The 16,807-nt window shown below is 53.5% G+C and carries 11 protein-coding genes; 6 read left to right on the top strand and 5 right to left on the bottom strand.

The window, feature by feature from the left end; all coding sequences use genetic code 11:
• Positions 1 to 41: 41 nt before the first annotated feature.
• The 4 genes from ACO064_RS01745 (at position 42) to ACO064_RS01730 (ending at position 6,406) form a co-directional block, all read left to right on the top strand.
• Complete coding sequence (locus ACO064_RS01745) at positions 42 to 692, top strand: response regulator (RefSeq protein ID WP_114409795.1); 651 nt, start codon at positions 42 to 44, stop codon at positions 690 to 692.
• 271 nt (positions 693 to 963) lie between these two features.
• A complete protein-coding gene (locus ACO064_RS01740; protein WP_421825702.1) occupies positions 964 to 4,161 on the top strand; it encodes a SusC/RagA family TonB-linked outer membrane protein in 3,198 nt (1,065 codons plus the stop codon).
• Positions 4,162 to 4,184: 23 nt separating this feature from the next.
• The gene (locus ACO064_RS01735; protein WP_421825701.1) at positions 4,185 to 5,726 is read left to right on the top strand and encodes a SusD/RagB family nutrient-binding outer membrane lipoprotein; all 1,542 of its coding nucleotides are present in this window, start codon (positions 4,185 to 4,187) and stop codon (positions 5,724 to 5,726) included.
• A gap of 230 nt (positions 5,727 to 5,956) precedes the next feature.
• Positions 5,957 to 6,406, top strand: coding sequence for a hypothetical protein (locus ACO064_RS01730; protein ID WP_421825700.1), 450 nt, complete (start codon positions 5,957 to 5,959; stop codon positions 6,404 to 6,406).
• A 214-nt stretch (positions 6,407 to 6,620) separates the two neighbouring features.
• On the opposite strand, the gene ACO064_RS01725 is transcribed toward ACO064_RS01730, so the two are convergent.
• The gene (locus tag ACO064_RS01725; protein WP_421825699.1) at positions 6,621 to 7,493 is read right to left on the bottom strand and encodes a YybH family protein; all 873 of its coding nucleotides are present in this window, start codon (positions 7,491 to 7,493) and stop codon (positions 6,621 to 6,623) included.
• A gap of 1 nt (position 7,494) precedes the next feature.
• Positions 7,495 to 8,280, bottom strand: a complete 786-nt coding sequence (locus ACO064_RS01720) for a queuosine precursor transporter (RefSeq protein ID WP_421825698.1) — start codon at positions 8,278 to 8,280, stop codon at positions 7,495 to 7,497.
• A gap of 277 nt (positions 8,281 to 8,557) precedes the next feature.
• On the opposite strand from ACO064_RS01720, the gene ACO064_RS01715 reads away from it, so the two are divergent.
• Both ACO064_RS01715 and ACO064_RS01710 read left to right on the top strand, forming a co-directional pair.
• On the top strand, positions 8,558 to 9,781 hold the full coding sequence (locus tag ACO064_RS01715) for an SGNH/GDSL hydrolase family protein (protein WP_421825697.1): 1,224 nt from the start codon (positions 8,558 to 8,560) through the stop codon (positions 9,779 to 9,781).
• Positions 9,782 to 9,791: 10 nt separating this feature from the next.
• Positions 9,792 to 13,262 carry a PVC-type heme-binding CxxCH protein gene (locus ACO064_RS01710; RefSeq protein ID WP_421825696.1) on the top strand — a complete coding sequence of 1,157 codons (3,471 nt, stop codon included), beginning with the start codon at positions 9,792 to 9,794 and terminating at the stop codon, positions 13,260 to 13,262.
• A 292-nt stretch (positions 13,263 to 13,554) separates the two neighbouring features.
• Here the strand turns inward: ACO064_RS01710 and ACO064_RS01705 are convergent, their stop codons facing one another.
• The 3 genes from ACO064_RS01705 to ACO064_RS01695 form a co-directional block, all read right to left on the bottom strand.
• The gene (locus ACO064_RS01705; protein ID WP_150881336.1) at positions 13,555 to 14,766 is read right to left on the bottom strand and encodes a pyridoxal phosphate-dependent aminotransferase; all 1,212 of its coding nucleotides are present in this window, start codon (positions 14,764 to 14,766) and stop codon (positions 13,555 to 13,557) included.
• A gap of 93 nt (positions 14,767 to 14,859) precedes the next feature.
• Positions 14,860 to 16,347, bottom strand: coding sequence for a glutamate synthase subunit beta (locus ACO064_RS01700; protein WP_421825695.1), 1,488 nt, complete (start codon positions 16,345 to 16,347; stop codon positions 14,860 to 14,862).
• A 5-nt stretch (positions 16,348 to 16,352) separates the two neighbouring features.
• Positions 16,353 to 16,778 (bottom strand): DUF29 domain-containing protein, encoded by a 426-nt coding sequence (locus ACO064_RS01695; protein WP_421825694.1) that lies wholly within the window; start codon positions 16,776 to 16,778, stop codon positions 16,353 to 16,355.
• Positions 16,779 to 16,807: the final 29 nt, after the last annotated feature.

Genomic DNA, 16,807 nt, shown 5'->3' with positions numbered 1-16,807 from the left:
AAAAAGTAGTTATTTACCTTGCAAACTCTAATGAACACACTATGAATGGAACTCAACTGTTACGCAGTCCGCAAACGATCGGAATTTGCATTGTGGAGGATGACAATCTGATTCGCGACGGGTTCGCCTTGCTCATCAACAGTACCTACGGTTTTAAGATCATCAACACCTATTATCGTTGTGAAGATGCTTTGAAAAACATTCATTCCGACTCGCCGGATGTGGTTTTGATGGACATCGAACTGCCGGGCATGAACGGAATCGAGGGGATTGCGCGAATCAAGAAACTCCGCCCCAAAACCAACATCATCGTGGTGACGGTCTATGAAAATGACGAGCTGGTATTCAAGGCCTTGTGCGCCGGAGCAGGCGGTTATCTGACCAAAAACATGCAGCCGACGCGCCTGCTGGAAGCCATTCGGGACATTCAGGAGGGGGGCGCACCGATGAGCACCAACATTGCGCGGATGGTGGTGGCGTCGTTTCAGAAAAACCGCAACTCGCCCCTGACGGCCCGCGAAACCGAGGTGCTGGAATTGCTGTCGAAAGGCAAAAGTTACACCACCATCGCCGAGCAACTGTTTGTTGACAAAGAGACCATCCGGACGCACATCAAGAACATTTACTGGAAACTGGAAGTCCATTCCAAAGCCGAAGCCATCGAGAAAGCCATCAAAGAAAGGCTGATTTAGGCGGTAAAATCCCCTCTAATGGGGTAGAGTGCCGCCCAGACGTTGCCGTACTTTTGTGATGTTGATGCGTGGGCAGGGCAAATGCAATGTGCGTTTCGACAAAAAATGAAGTCAGGTTCCGAGCCTTCTGAACCTACTCTATGAGATGAACGTAAATAGAAAAACCAGTCGATTCGGCTGGTTTTTTTCGTTTAAAAAAATCACCCTTCCTGCGGGATTTCCAGACTGGTTAGGTTCGTGACCTTTGTGACAGACACTAATCAGCAAACCAATGAAAATACTGCTACGAGCGATCGTACTGGTGCTCTTATGCTATCAGTATGGGCTTTCCCAATCAAAAACCGTGTCCGGAACCATCCGGAGCGCGTCCGACAAATTGCCGATGCCCGGGGTGACCATCGGCGTCAAAGGAACTACCCAGGGGGCCACCAGTGACGGAACCGGTGCCTTCCGCATCAGCGGAATTCCGGACAATGCCACGCTGGTGTTTTCGTTCATCGGCTACAAAACCCAGGAAATCGGCGTTGGAAACCGGACGAATTTCGACATTGTGCTGGAAGAAAGTGCAGCCATCCTGAACGAGGTTGTGGTGACGGCGTCGGCCATCGAGCGCGAGAAAAAGACGCTGGGCTACGCGGTGACCAACGTGAAAGGCGAGGACCTGATCCGCGCCAATGAGTCGAACATGCTGCGGTCGTTGCAGGGCCGGGTGCCGGGGGTTCAGATTTCGAGCGCGTCGGGAGCCGCCGGGGGCGCCACGCGCGTGGTGATTCGCGGGGCGCAGTCGTTCAATGGCAACAACCAGCCGCTGTATGTGGTCGACGGGATTATTGTCAGCAATAACAACACGACCACGGCCATCATCAACGGAAACGGAACGCTGTCGGCGGCCGGAACCGGTGGCGACCTCAACAACGGCGTGGACATTACCAACCGCGCGGCCGACATCGACCCCAACAACATCGAGTCGGTTTCGATTCTGAAAGGACCCGCTGCGGCTGCCCTCTACGGTTCGCAGGCGGCTTCGGGGGTGATCATCATTACGACCAAAAACCGCAGCAAGGCCGTCACCGACAAACCCCAGATCAGCCTGAACAGCTCGGTCAACTTTGAAAATCCGCTGCGTTTACCCGACTACCAGAACACCTTTGCGGCCGGTTTCGACGGGGTTTATGACCTCAACGATGCCGGAAATGTGAGCTGGGGGCCGAAAATTCAGGGGCAGAAGGTGGCCGACTGGCGTACCTACGGTTTATATGCCCTCGGGCAACTGGACAATCCGGATTCGATTCCACTGGTGGCCAGGCCCAACAACGTCCGCAATTTCTTCGATACCGGGGTGACGCTCAACAATTCGTTTTCGGTGCGGAACAACAACGGAACGTCCAATTACATTCTGACGGTTTCGGATGTCAACACCAAATCCATGATTCCCAACACGAACTACCACCGGACGGCGGTGAACGTGGGGGCCGGAACCAAGTTTTTCAACAACAAGGTGTCAACGAATCTGTCGGCCACCTTCACCCGTTCCGGTGGCGACCGGGGGGTGCAGGGCCAGGGCCGGTCGAACATCCTGCAAACGATTTACAACACGCCCCGTGATATTGAAATTACGGATCAGAAAGATTTCAACGATCCGCGGTACAACCTGGATGGGTACTACCTGGCCGGATTTCGGAACAATCCGTACTGGCTTCTGGAGAATAACCTGCTGAAAGACAAGGTGAACCGGTTTTTTGGAAATGCCCAGATCAGTTATGATCCGGTACCCTGGCTAAATTTTATGTACCGGATTGGAACCGATATGTACTCCGATATACGGACGCAGCGGTTTGCGCAGGGCACCATTGCCACGGTTGGCGGACGTTTCGTGGAAGACAATACGAATTTCCAGAGTCTGCTCTCGGACTTTATCGTTACGGCCAACCGGGATCTAAGCTCCAACCTGAATCTGAAAGTAATTCTGGGCCATAACCTGCAGGATTACAACTCGTCGCGGGGCGTTTATGATGGTCAGCCCCTGATTGTTCCGGGTTTTTACGACCTCAGCAATGCCAGCACGATTGTCACCACGCGGGTTGATAGCCGCACGCGGCTGTACGGGATCTACGGCGATGTGCAGTTGGCCTACAAGGACTACCTGTTCGTGGATGTAACCGGGCGGAATGATTATTCCTCAACGTTGCCGAAGAAAAATCGGTCGTTTTTCTATCCGGGTGCCAGCGTGAGCTTTATTCCCACCTCGGCTTTTCTGGATTTGAGAAACAATGCGCTGAGTTACCTGAAACTCCGGGCCAACATCGCCCAGGTGGGGAAGGTGGCCAACGCCTACCAGATCAACCCGGTATTTACACGAACGGCTACCACCGACGGATTTCAGGCAGCATATCAGTTTCCGCTCAACGGCATAGCGGGCTTCTCGGTCGGCAACATCCGGGGCAATCCGGATCTGCGCTCGGAGCTAACCACCTCCTGGGAGATTGGGACCGAAATATTGTTCTTCAACAACCGGCTGGGCGTCGATTTTACGTATTACAACTCCAAAAGCGAGCAGCAGATTGTGAATGTGCCCATTTCGAGTACGTCCGGTTTTCTGGCGCAAACGCTGAACGCCGGGGCCATGACCAACAAGGGCATCGAATTGCTGCTGACGGGAACACCGGTGAAATCGACCTCCGGTTTCCGCTGGGATGTTTCGCTGAACTTTACCCGCAACCGCAACAAAGTCACCGAGTTGTATAATCCGCTGGCGCCGGTTGGCCTGGGCGGTTTGTCTTCGCCGAGTTTGCAGGCCCGGTTGGGAGAGCCGTATGGGGCGTTTTTTGGTAGCAAAATGCTGCGTGACCCAGAGGGGCGCGTGGTCGTCAATGCCACCACCGGCCGGCCGCTCACCGACCCGGTTTTGCAGGTGCTGGGCAACATTCAACCCGATTTTTCGGCCGGTCTGAGCAATACAGTTTCCTTTAAAGGGCTGTCTTTCAATGTGCTGGTGGATACGCGTCAGGGTGGTAAATTCTTTTCCCAAACCGCAAATCTGGGTCGGTTTGCCGGTTATACCAAAGAAACGACCTACAATGACCGCGAACCGTTTGTCTATCCAAACTCGGTGATTCAGAACCAGGACGGCACCTTTACGCCCAACACCACCGTCAAAACGAACGGCGGTTACGAGTACTGGTCGACGGTGTCGAACTTCGGTGAAAATACGCTGTTCGATGCCTCGTTTGTGAAGCTGCGCGAAATGAGCCTGAGCTACGCCCTGCCGAAATCGCTGATTGGCAAGACGCCGTTCTCCACGATTCAGGTGTCGTTGATTGGCCGGAATCTGATGCTGTGGACGCCCAAATCACAACCCAACGTCGATCCGGAAGTGAGTTCGTTCGGCACCGGCAACAGCCAGGGTTACGAATACCTGGCCTATCCGTCGGCCCGAAGCTACGGGGCCAGTCTGAAAATTGTGTTATAACCGATTCCTGATTTTTCAATTCTATGAAACGGATCCTCTTAAAAGCGGTTTTGCTGTCCCTGTTTGTCGGACTGAACACCGCCTGTGAAAAAGATTATTTAGACATCAACACCGACCCCAACAACCCTTCCGAAGCGGATATTAACCTGACATTGCCGGCGGGGCAGGCGCAGGTGGCCTTTATCGTGGGCGGGCAACTCAACATCCTCGGCGGTATTCTGTCGCAGTACTGGTCGATCCCGAGAGGGGGAAACCAGTTTCGGACCTGGGATCAGTACAACATCACTTCCTCCACACTCGATGGGCAGGGTGGTCAGTTTGCCAATTTCTACGCGGGGGCTTTGCAGGATTTTCAGTACGTCATCAACCAGGGGAGCCAGCAGAACGAATGGCGTATGGTGGGCATTTCGAAAATCATGAAGGCCTACGGTTTTGGTGTGCTGACGGATTTGTACGGCGACATTCCGTTTTCGGAAGCCCTCGATGCCGACAAAACCATCATTCCCAAATACGACGCTCAGAAAGATATTTATGCCGGTTTGCAAACGCTGCTGGATGAGGCCAAAACCGATATTGCAAAGCGACAGGGGCGCTTTCCGGGAACAGCGGACATGCTGTATCAGGCCGGTAACGAAGCCGGTATGGACCGGTGGATTCGGTTGGCCAACACGCTGAAACTGAAGTTTTACCTGCGGATGAGCCAGGTGGACCCGACGGCGGCCCGAACCGGTGTACAGGCCCTGTATGCTGCCAGCGGAACGGCATTTATGCGAACCGGCGAAAGCCTGCAACTGGTGAACGGAACGATTACGAATTCGGAAAATCCGCTCTGGCAGGCCAACTTTCGTTCGCCCAATAACCTGACGGCCAGCACGACCATCGGCAACCTGATGCAGCCCAACAACGACCCCCGGATGCCGGTCTTTTTTCTGGATGCCGATTTGCGGACGCCCGAAATTGAGTACGTGTTTACGCCCAACGGTACGACCTCGACCAACACGGCGATCCTCAGTTCGTATCCGGGTAAGTATTTTATCGGGCAACGGTTTCTCAACGGAGCCATCAACGGGACCGCAGCTACGAGCGGGGTAACGACGTCGGACGACAATGCGGCCAAGGCGCGGCCGGTGGTGTTTCTGGCCTACGAAGAAAGTCTGCTGCTGCGGGCCGAAGCCATCGCCAGAGGCTGGGCCGGAACCACCGCCGATGACCCGGCCAGACTGTACAACGAAGCCATCACCGCGTCGATGACCCGGTTTGGGGTTCAACCCGGCGATTATCTGACCAAACCGGGTGTCGATTACACCAAACAAACCGATAAAATCAAGGCGATCATTACCCAAAAATATTTGGCCTTGTACGGTCTGAATGGGGTAGAAGCCTGGGTGGAACAACGCCGGACCGGTTTTCCGGCACCGACCCTGCCGGTGGTGAATCTGACCGGAAACCGCTTTATGAAAAGGTTGCCGTACGTCGACTCGGAACTCCAGCGAAATCCGAGTATTGCGACTACCGGCATTGCGCCCGGCGACGTGCTCACCCCCGTTTGGTGGGATGTCGATTAAGTCAGATTCGCAATTTAAGTGTCTAGGGAACAATGATTTTACGATCAAAAACCAGCCAAGTTGGCTGGTTTTTTCTTTATCCGTTCTTTCGACCACTCATCACACTTCTGACGCATCCCCCTAAAATCACCTCATTTGCGGTACGCGGAGCAGGTTCAATTCGGGTACTTTTAGCCCATAGAAAGTTTGCCGAAAAATGAATCATTGGTCACTAATAAACAACAAATACGATGAATTGCATCCTGAAATCAGCCGCCTTACTTCTCTTTCTGAGTGCCCCGGTTTTGGCCGGCACCGTGTCGCCAACACCAACTCCCGACGACGATAAAGAAACCGGGTCGGTTTCGGCCGCGCCGAACGTAACCCGGACCAAATCCATGGGAGTGGCCATTTACCGGTCCATCAATACCGCCAAGATGAACCTGATGATCGAAAATTACATTGAAGTCCCGATCCAGGTTACGTTGATGAATGAAAACAAAGAAGTGCTTCACGCCGAGAAAGTGGGGAAACGGCTGAAAAAATACTGGCGAAAATTTGATATGGAAACGATGAAAGACGGGTTGTATACCTTTGAGGTGAGTGATGGATTCACCAAAATCACGAAAGCTTTCCGGCTCGAAACGCAGAAAGTGGAGGTAAAGCAACCCGCCCGGTTTGTGTCCCTGCTGAATGAGTAACCGGTTTTTCCGGCCTGATCAATCCCTCGCTGACGAAGGTAACGTGCGTAAAAGAAGGCCGCTCTTTTACGTCGTTCTTCGCTGCGGGGGATGGTTTTTGTAAAGAGTTGTTTCGCGGAGTTAAGCGGAGTAAATCAGAGGTACGCAGAGAAAAGTTTTTAAAGAAAACTCTGCTTAACTCTGATTTACTCCGCGAAACAACGCTTCCTTTTCTTCACTCTGCCGGTTCCAGATTAATCAGGTCCAGCACGATTTTCCACTGACCCTGGCTGTCTTTTTTCCAAACCCGCAGGTAGTTTCCCATTTGTTTAACGGCTTTGCCAGCTACGGTTGCCATCACCTGCGAATTTCCATACACATAGCCTAAATCGCCCGATTCGGCCACGGAGGCATTCAGAGGTAAGAAACCCAGCGTCACGGGCTGCTTCAGGAGCGAGTCTATGGCTGTGCGTTCAACGTACGGCTGCTGGTTCATCCGATACAGTCGGGCCTGGGGGGCAAGGTATTGCTTATAGGTCGCGGCCGCTCCGCTTTTTTCCAGCACCTTGACAAACTGGGTATCAAAAGCCAGCAGGGCTTCCCGGTTTTTGGCCGTGTCCGGGCTGGTTACGCTGCGAATACCGGTTGCCGCCCGAATGGTGTTGACGGGTGGGGAGTCGGGTGCCGGGTGGGTGATGCCGATGTCCAAGGCAATCCGCCAGTTATTATCGTTCTGTTTTTCCCAAACGGTAACATAATGACCATAGCCCGTAGGCTTGTCCGCCAGGGTTTTTGGCCGGGATTCCCACGGCCCGGTCGTATAGCCCAGATCCCCTGAAGCCGACACATCGGCAGCAATGGGTTGCCAGGTCAGCTTTCCGGGGCTTTCGGGGCCTTTTTCAAACAACTCCCGCCCATTGGTTACTTTTCCCTTAGAAAACAAAATACCGTCCGGAGCCAGATACGACAGGAAGGCGGCTTTGGTTGTGCTGTCGCGGGATTGCTGGGCAAATTTCTTTTCGGTGTTGACCAGAGTCAGCAACGGGCTCTGTGACAGGGCCGAACCAGCCACGGACAGGAGGGCAACAGACAGGAAAACGGTTTTCATACTACATAAACGAACTCATGCTCGATTCGTTTGCCAATTCTTTGGCGTGTTCTTTGCCGAGGTAGTTATCAATCAGATAATGAGCGACATACAGGATAGGTGTTAGCGCAACCGCTATGAAAAATTTGTAGATGTAATTGACAATGGCGACGGCAATAACCTGTTTGAAAGGCCAGTTTCCGAAAACGTAGAAAGCGATGGTCAGCACGACAAAGCTGTCGATCAACTGCGAAACGAGTGTCGAACCGGTGGCGCGGAGCCAGATTTTGCGGCTGCCGGTAATTCTTTTCAGCGACTGAAAAACCGTGGCATCCAGCAATTGCCCTACCATGAAGGCCGTAATCGAACCGATGATGATGCCGAGGCCCTGCCGGAAAATCATGGCAAACGCGTTATTGATGTTGACCGGATTCCCAACGGCGTCGGTTTTGTTGACATCGAGCCAGAATTGGGCCGGTGGAAGGGTGGTGACGAAGTAGATAATTAAAAAACTGTAGGCGATAAAACCGGCCGTAATGTAAGAGATTTGTTTGACGCCTTTAATGCCGTAATATTCGTTGATAATGTCGGACGTTATAAACACGAAAGGCCAGATCACGACGCCCGCGGTCAGGTTAAAATCCAGCACAAAATCGCCGAGCAGGTGCAATTGCGCCGGGGGGACGCCCAACAGGGTTTCGGCGGAGAAGATTTTTACCCCGATAATTTCGGCAATAATCGCATTGGTTAAGAAAACCGCACTGAGAAAGATGTAAAGGTTGGTTTTTTTGCTGGTAAAAGAGGCCATACTGTAGTTATGAGTTAAGAATGATGAGTTGTCGGTGACGAAAGAACTGACAAGATATAACGCATAATGCTTAACTCATAACGCTTCATTCAGAACCCCTGATCGATTTATATTTCCACTGGTATCTTCCTCGAAAGAGCTTCTTTTTTCGCCTAAATTTGAGGTCCGAACGACGGATTTTCGACGGAATTCTCCCAAATCGTATAAATACAGGAGTCAACCGGATGGAAAGGCTTTAATCCATCTTTACCTTTGAGGATTACCAAAATTCATCTGCATGAGAAAGATTATAGTATCGGCCACATTCGGTTTCCTGTTTGCATTGCTGATTACCTTCCCCGTCGGATTGGCCGTTGCTCAGACTACCCCCGTGGCTTCTAATCCCCCCTTTGATCTTAAAAATGGTGAGCGTGTGGTTTTCCTGGGAAATTCACTTTTCGAGGACGACATGCAGTTCGGCTACCTGGAACTCGCCCTGACCACCCGGTTTCCCGACCGCGACGTTACCTTCCGCAACCTGGGCTGGACCGGAGACAATGTTTTTGGCGTAGCCCGAAGCACCATTACCAACCCGCCCACCGGCTACGATCTGCTGATGGAACACCTCACAAAAGCCAAACCAACCCTGGTTTTTCTGGCTTTTGGCGGCATTGAAGCCCAGGATGGCGAGGCCGGTCTGCCGGTTTTTCGCGACGGTTTAGCCAAACTAATCGACAAAATTGACCAGTTGGGTGCCAAAACCATTCTGTTGTCGCCCATTCCGATTCTCTCCGCCGATACACCCGAAAACCGGGCCAAACGCAATACCATGCTGGAAGTGTATGCTTCGGCGATGGCTAAAATGGCGTCGGAGCGGAACAAACCATTCATCGATCTCTTCAAACCGATTCAGGAGGTAAGCCAGAAAGCGACCATTACCGAAGACGGAATTCACCTCAACGAAACCGGTTATTATTATCTGGCAACCCTTCTGGAAAAAAGCCTGGGACTTCCGGCCAGAACCGGGAATGTCGTGATCACGGTTTCCAAACAAGGTGCCGAAGCGACCGCGCCCGTCAAGATACTGAACCCGGATCAGGAAAGTGCCAATTTGAAGTTTACGCTGGAAGAACGTTCGCTTCCGTTGCCGGAAACCGTGGAGGCTGTGCGCGTCGTTAAAATTACCGGACTGAAAAAAGGCTTTTATACGCTCACCAATGACAAAACCGACGTGATCACGGCTTCCGCCAAAGACTGGGCCGCCGGGGTTCCGATCCGCCAGGGAGCGGCATTCGAGCAGGCCAGCCGTTTGCGGGAGATGATCCTGAAAAAGAACGACCTGTTTTATTTCCAATACCGCCCGCTGAACACGACCTACATTCTGGGATTCCGCTCCTACGAACAGGGTCGGCATGTGAAGGGCCTGGAGGAGCAGAATATCCTGATCAAGTGGCTGGAAAGCCAGATCGCCCTGAACCGAACGCCCAAAGCGAGCGTGTATCAACTTACCCCCTTGAAATAGCCTAAAAGTCATGAAAAATATCCGAACCCTGAACATCCTGCGAAGGCTCGTTGTCATTCCGCTGGTTTTGCTCATTACCTCTTCCGTTAACCAGGACGACCGGAAGGAAAATCCGGACCCGGATGTGAAGAAAGAACTGGAGTCGTTTAAAATTGCCGACGGTTTTGAGGTGACCCTTTTTGCCGCCGAACCGCTTGTCGCCAAGCCCATCCAGATGAACTGGGATGCCGACGGTCGGTTGTGGGTGGTGAGCAGCACGGCCTATCCGCACCTGAAAACCGGCGAAGAAGCCAACGACAAAATCTTTGTTATCGAAGATACAGACGGCGACGGCAAAGCCGATAAATCGACCATTTTTGCGGAAGGCCTGCTGACGCCCACCGGAATTCTGCCCGGCGACGGGGGCGTTTATGTCGCCAACTCGACGGAAATTCTGCACTTTGCCGATACGGATGGCGATGGCAAAGCCGACAAAAAACGCCGGATTCTGAACGGTTTCGGCACGGCAGATACCCACCACCTGATCCATACGTTTCGCTGGGGACCGGAAGGGCGGTTGTATTTCAACCAGTCGATCTACATCTACAGCCACGTAGAAACGCCCAAAGGCATCCGGCGGCTGGAAGGCGGTGGTGTCTGGCAACTGAATCCGCAAACGCTCGATCTGGACATCTACGCCAAAGGATTAATCAACCCGTGGGGGCTTCAGTTCGACCGCTGGGGGCAGTCGTTTCTGACAGACGGCGCGGGGGGCGAAGGCATCAACTACGCTTTTCCGGGGGCAACGTTCGTGACTTCACCGGGGGCCGCCCGAATCATCCGGGGCTTAAATCCGGGTCAACCCAAACACAGCGGGCTGGACGTGATTTCGGGCCGTCACTTGCCGGAATCGTGGCAGGGAAGCGTGATTACCAACGACTTCCGCGCCAATCGCATCAACCGGTTCAAGCTGGAAGAGCAGGGCAGTGGGTACGCTTCCCGGCAGGTCGAAGATTTGATGTGGACGGACAACGTCGCGTTTCGTCCCGTCGATATCAACGTCGGACCTGACGGAGCGATTTACGTGGCTGACTGGTATAACCCGATTATTCAGCACGGCGAGGTCGATTTCCACGACCCGCGCCGGGATCAGGAACACGGGCGCATCTGGCGGATTGTGGCCAAAAACCGCCCGTTGGTTAAAAAACCACCTTTGAGCAAAGCTTCCGTCACTGAGCTTCTGGAAGCGCTCAAGTTACCGGAAGACTGGACCCGTTCGCAGGCCAAGCAGGTGTTGAAAGCCCGGGGCGCCAAAGACGTGATTCCGGCCCTGCAGAAGTGGGTGCAGGAACTGGACAAAACCAATCCGGATTACGAACACCATCTGCTGGAAGCCCTATGGGTGTATCAGACGCTGGATGTGATCAATGAACCGCTGCTGTCGACACTCCTGGATGCCAAAACCCACAACGCCCGGGCGGCTGCCTTGCGGGCGCTTCAGTTGTGGCACACTAAAATAAGCAACGTGCCAACCCGGCTGACCAAAGCCGTGGGTGACCCTCATCCCCAGGTGCGGCTGGAAGCCGTCATTGCGCTCCGCAACGTGAAAACCGCTGAAGCGGCCAAAACCGCCTTGTCGGTTCTGGAGCAGCCGATGGATGAATTTCTGGATTTTGCCCTGTGGCAAACCGTTCGCGAACTGGAGCCGTTGTGGATGGCCAGCCTGAAAGCGAAGCCCGATTTTTTGGGTGATGCCCGAAAAACCGCCTTTGCCCTCAAGTCGGTGAGCAGTGCCGAAGCGGTTTCGCAACTGGCGCAGTTGTACCAGAAAGACCAGATTCCGGTCGAGTACCAGAAAGACGTGCTGGGGTCGATTGCTAAATTTGGCAGTACGGCTGATGTGACGCTTCTGTTTAATAAAGCCTTAGACGGGAATAAAAACGGAGCGGCTCAACTGGCAGCACTCGAAGAAGCCGCCCGCCGGGGCGTGAAACCCAGCCAGGATCTGAATCGGATTTCCGGTTTTATTGCAAACGATGATGACGCCGTTGCCACCAGCGCCATTCGGTTGATGGGTTTGTGGAAACTGGAAAACCTGAGCGGAACGCTGGTGAGCCTGGCCCAAAAGGGCGACAAAAACACGCAAAAAGCGGCTTTGGGCGCGTTGGCAACACTGAATACAGAAAGCAGCCGGAAACTATTGACGGACCTGACGGGAGCAAAAAATCCGGCCGATTTACGACTGGCCGCGACTTCTCAACTGGTGTCGGTGAATGCTTCCGAAGCCGCCCGGATCGGGGGGGACCTGCTGCGAAGCCTGCCCGCTCAGACGGATGTCTCCGACCTGTTTAAGGCGTTTCTGTCCAATAAACAGGGCGCGAAAGCCCTCGCTGACGAACTGACGGCCCGGAAAATACCGGAAAGCATGGCAAAGGCCGGGCGGCAGCTTCTGCAGCGCCAGATTCCCTACAACCGCCGGAACGACGAAACCGTCAAACTGCTGACCCAGGCCCTGGAAGCATCGGGCGGGGTTTTGCCGGTGGAGCGAATGGCGCAGGAACTGTCCGGCCCGGAAATTACCAGTCTGGCGAAAATCATTCAGGAAACCGCCGACCCGGCGAAGGGCGAACTGGTGTTCCGGAAGGCAGCCCTGACCTGCCAGACCTGCCACGCGATTGGCGGGGCCGGGGGGCGAATCGGCCCGGATTTGAGCAGCCTTGGAACGAGTTCGCCGGTCGAAACGATCATCCGCTCGTTGCTGTATCCGAACCAGTCCATCAAAGAAGGCTACGAATTGCAGCGGATCGCGAAAAAAGACGGAAGCGAACTAATGGGCTATATTGTCAGCAACGGAACGTCGGATATTGTGATTCGGGACGTTGCCGGGATGGAGGTTTCGGTTCCTAAAAGCCAGATCAATGTCATCGAAAAAGTACCCGGTTCGTTGATGCCTGCGGGTTTGACGGCGAGTCTGGAGAAGCAGGAGTTCATCAACCTGGTTGGTTTTCTGTCCAAAATGGGCGAATCGGGTCAGTTCCGGGTACCGACCACCCGGTTTGTGCGTCGCTGGAACACGGTTTTTCCGACGAAAGAACTGGCTAAAAAAATCCGCGAGGAAGGGTTGGGGTATGTTGCAAAGGATAATGCGAAAGTGCCTTTTCAACCGGCGTACAGCAAAGTGGTTGGAGAACTGCCGCTCGATGAACTGCCGGTGGTGGAAACGGCCGCCAGCAAACGCCACAGTTTTGTACGGTTTGACATCGAAGTGGTCAGCAAAGGCAACGTCAATCTGGTGTTTGGTTCAACGGCGGGGGTTACGGCCTGGATGGGCTCAAAACCGGTCAAACTCACCGATCAGGGCATCGTGGCGGAGCTGCCGCAGGGCGTTCATACGATCACGCTGGCCATTGACCGGGCGGTTCAGGCAACTGGATCATTGAACATCCAGCTCCAGGATGCCGAGCGATCACCGGCCCAGACGCGCTTGGTGATGGGGCGGTAAAAGGAGAAAGGGAATGATAAATGTAAAATGAGGAATGTTAAATGTAAAAGTGCTGGATTGCAAGACTTTTACATTTAACATTCCTCATTTTACATTTATCATTCTTAGGACTTATGTCTGATAACTCTATACACTTTCGCTTTTGCCCCTAAATCCCCTAAAGGGGACTTGGACGCAGCTTAATCCGGATCAGAAAGTCCCCTTTAGGGGATTTAGGGGCAAAAGCGAAAGTCCTAATTCTTTTTTTGCTACCGACGCTACGCTGTTTTGTCCCTACCGGGACACTGGTATGTTACTTCCGACGGCTTTCCAGAAACGCTTCGATGCGGTCGATGGCCGGATTCAGGTCATCGACGGAGGGCAGGCAGACGATCCGGAAATGGTCGTCGTGGACGTAATTGAAGCCCGTTCCGGCCACCACCAGCACCTTTTGTTCTTCCAGTAAGTCAAACACAAAATCGTCGTCGTTGGCAATCCTGAATTGCGATAGGTCAATTTTCGGAAAGATGTACAGCGAGCCTTTGGGTTTCACGCACGTCAGACCCGGAATGGCCGTAATGCGGTCATACGCAAGCTGAATCTGCCGGTAAAGCCGACCCGTGGGCATAATCAGGTCATTGATGCTCTGATAACCACCCAGCGCGGTTTGAATGGCGTATTGGGTCGGGACGTTGGCGCAAAGTCGCATACTGGCCAGCAGTGTCAACCCTTCGATGTAGGATTTGGCCCGGTGTTTGGCCCCGCTCAAAATGAGCCAGCCCCCCCGAAAACCGGCCGCACGGTAGTTCTTCGACAAACCGCCCATCGAGATACAGAGGGTGTCTTCCACCATCGTCGCCATTGGATAATGCACGGCACCGTCGTACAGAATTTTGTCGTAGATCTCGTCCGAAAACAGAATCAACTGGTGTTTCTCCGCAATCCGGGCGATGCCTTGCAGAATGTGTTTGTCGTACACCGCGCCCGTGGGGTTGTTGGGGTTGATGACCACAATGGCGCGCGTGCGGGAGGTGATTTTACTTTCCAGATCTTCCAGATCCGGGTTCCAGTCGGCCTGTTCGTCGCAGAGGTAATGCACCGGTTTTCCGCCGGAAAGTGCCACCGAAGTCGTCCAGAGCGGATAATCCGGTGACGGCACCAGCACCTCATCGCCTTCGTTGATGAGGGCCTGCATCGTAAGCAGAATCAGTTCGCTCACGCCATTGCCGATAAAGACATCGTTGATCGCAACGTCCTTAATCCCCAGATTCTGCGTGTAGTGCATCACCGCTTTCCGGGCGGCAAACAGCCCCCGTGAGTCGGAATAGCCTTGTGCATTCCGGATGTTCAGGATGATGTCGTGAACAATTTCATCGGGTGCGTCGAACCCGAACGGAGCCGGGTTGCCGATGTTCAGCGAGATGATTTTATAGCCCTGACTTTCCAGTTCAAGCGCTTTCTCGTAAACCGGTCCGCGAATTTCGTAGCGTAAATCATTGAGCCGGTTGGATTTCAAAAATGTCATAATGGGTAATGGAAACAGGAGTGGGCAAAGGTATAAAAAAAGAAAAAGCCGCCGGTCGTCAAACCGGCGGCTACGTAGTATCGTTTTCCGTGGTCAGACCGTCGCGAACATCGACTTGGCTTTCGCTTCCAGTTGGCTTTCACCCATCAGGAAGAGGTCGGCCGCTCGCGCGGCTTCACGGCCTTCGGAAATGGCCCATACCACTAGGGATTGTCCCCGGCGCATGTCGCCAGCAGCAAATACCTTCGGATTCGTAGTGGTCTGGTAGTTCACAGCTTTGACGTTGCCCCGCTCGTATTCCAGTTCGAGCGCATTCAGCAGGCCTTCCTGTTGCGGATGCAGAAAACCGGCTGCCAGCAGCGCCAGCTCACATTCAATGTCGCGTTCCGAACCCGGCACTTCGACCATGTTCATGCGGCCGTCGACGTTTTGCCACTCCAGATCGACAATGCGCAGCGCTTTCAGGTTGCCGTTTTCGTCACCAATAAAGGCTTTCGTGTTGATCGACCAGTGCCGCTCGCAGCCTTCCTCGTGGGAGGTCGAGGTACGGAGCATCATCGGCCAGTTCGGCCAGGGCGTGCTCTCGGCCCGATCGGCCGGGGGCATCGGCATCAACTCAATCTGGGTTACCGATTTGGCACCGTGGCGGTTCGACGTTCCCACACAGTCGGAACCCGTATCGCCACCCCCAATGACCACAACATTTTTGCCGGTAGCCAGTAGGTCGCCGTTTTCGTAGTTGGCACCCCGGTGGTCAACCACAACCGGGCGTTCGGCCACGCGTTTGTTTTGCTGGCTCAGGAATTCCATCGCAAAATGAACACCTTTCAGTTCCCGGCCCGGAATCGGCAGATCGCGGGGAACCGTGGAACCGCCCGTCAGTAAGATGACGTCGAAATCGGACAGGAGTTCTTTCGCTTTGATGTGTTCGCCGACGTTGACGCCGGTTTTGAACGTGATGCCTTCGGCTTCCATCACGGCCAGCCGACGGTCGATCACCCATTTTTCCAGCTTGAAATCGGGGATACCGTACCGCAACAAACCACCAATCTGGTCGGCCCGTTCGAATACCGTCACGTCATGACCCGCTTTGTTCATTTGGGCAGCCGCGGCCAGTCCAGCCGGACCGGAACCCACGATAGCCGCCTTTTTACCCGTCCGTTTGGCCACTTTGCCGGGTTGAACAAACCCCCGCGCAAAGGCCGCTTCGGCAATGGATTTTTCTATGAATTCGATGGCAACCGGCGGTTTATTGATCCCCAGCACACAGGCTGACTCGCAGGGCGCAGGGCAAATGCGGCCGGTGAATTCCGGAAAATTGTTGGTCGATGCCAGAATTTCGTAGGCATATTCCCAGTTCTGTTCGTAGACGGCGTCGTTGAACTCGGGGATGATGTTGCCCAGCGGACACCCGTTGTGGCAGAAGGGAATTCCGCAATCCATGCAGCGGGCTGCCTGTTTCTGCGTATCTTCAACGGCGAACGGTTGTTCGATTTCCTTGTAATCATGAACCCGCTGCTGAACGTCGCGTTTCTTCGGCAGTTCGCGGGTGAATTCTAAAAATCCAGTGGGTTTTCCCATGTAGATTAAAGCGTATACGGTTTTTCAAATACTTCGTCCCAGGTCAGTTGAATGCCTTTTGCTGACACATCCGTTTCAGTCTCAGCTTCGTCAAGAGCTTCGGTAAAGGCTTCTTCCCAAATGCTATTGATGAAGTTCTCATTCAGAGAAGGTGTGTATTTTCGCAAACCGGCAATTTCATAGCGGGCGTTTTTGATCGATATAATCCAGCTTTTGGATCGTCTTTCCGGCTGAATTTTCCAATTGATGATGTGGTGCATTAACCGAACCAGTTGGCTTTGCAAAGCCCGGCGTTCAGAACGTGACATCGTTTCAATTAACTGATTCAGACCGAGAGCCGCATCTTCCAGATCACCCTCATCCCAGGAACGTTTGATTTCCTCGGCTGCCAGTAATTCGGATGTGGAGGCAATTTCATCCCAGTTTTTCATGCTATTACCTTGTTTTTAAACAAAGATAA

This window comes from Larkinella sp. (assembly GCF_965227735.1).
GTDB lineage: Bacteria > Bacteroidota > Bacteroidia > Cytophagales > Spirosomataceae > Larkinella.
The sequence above is the reverse complement of the archived record's forward strand: the minus strand, read 5'-3'. Positions and strand labels throughout refer to the sequence as shown.